Source organism: Nocardia rhamnosiphila NBRC 108938 (genome assembly GCF_000720425.1).
Classification (GTDB): domain Bacteria; phylum Actinomycetota; class Actinomycetes; order Mycobacteriales; family Mycobacteriaceae; genus Nocardia; species Nocardia rhamnosiphila.
Genome location: NZ_JOAJ01000063.1, coordinates 1 through 477, shown reverse-complemented (window position 1 = coordinate 477; position 477 = coordinate 1). Strand labels below are relative to the sequence as shown.

Sequence of the window (477 nt, the reverse complement as noted above, 5' to 3'; positions counted from 1 at the left end):
AGAGCGAGACGTCGAGCGCCATGAGCTTCAACTATGTCGTCCGCAGCGTCGGGTACTCCTTGGGCAGCGCCATCGGCGGCCTGATCCTCGCCGCGGGCACCGGCTCCGGCCACCTCTTCCCCGACGACAGCGCCTACACCACCGCGGCGCTGGTCGGCGCCATGGCGATCACGACGCTGATGAGCCTCGCTCTCGCCCGCCGACGCTCGTCCGAGACCACCCCATAAGTCGGATGTACTCATCGAAACACACTGGAGGTTCCAATGCCCAAGGGCTACTGGGTCAGCGTCTACCCCACCATCGAGGCCCCCGAGAGGCTTGATGCCTACAACGCTCTGGCAGGTTTGGCCGTCGCGGCCGCGGGCGGGCGGGTGCTCGCCAGCGTCGGCAGCCGGGTCGACGCACACGAAGCCGGAATCGCCGAGCGCGTCGTCCTGATCGAGTTCGACAGCTTCGAACAGGCCGTCGCCGCACGCG

At 67.9% G+C, this 477-nt stretch carries 1 protein-coding gene and 1 pseudogene; both read left to right on the top strand.

Features of this window, described 5'->3' with window-relative positions; all coding sequences use genetic code 11:
- Nucleotides 1-227: pseudogene (locus IG75_RS0135725) on the top strand (MFS transporter); the annotation flags it as partial.
- Between the two features lie 36 nt (nucleotides 228-263).
- The coding region (locus IG75_RS0135720) for a DUF1330 domain-containing protein (RefSeq protein WP_030525778.1) at nucleotides 264-477 on the top strand (214 nt) is incomplete at its 3' end.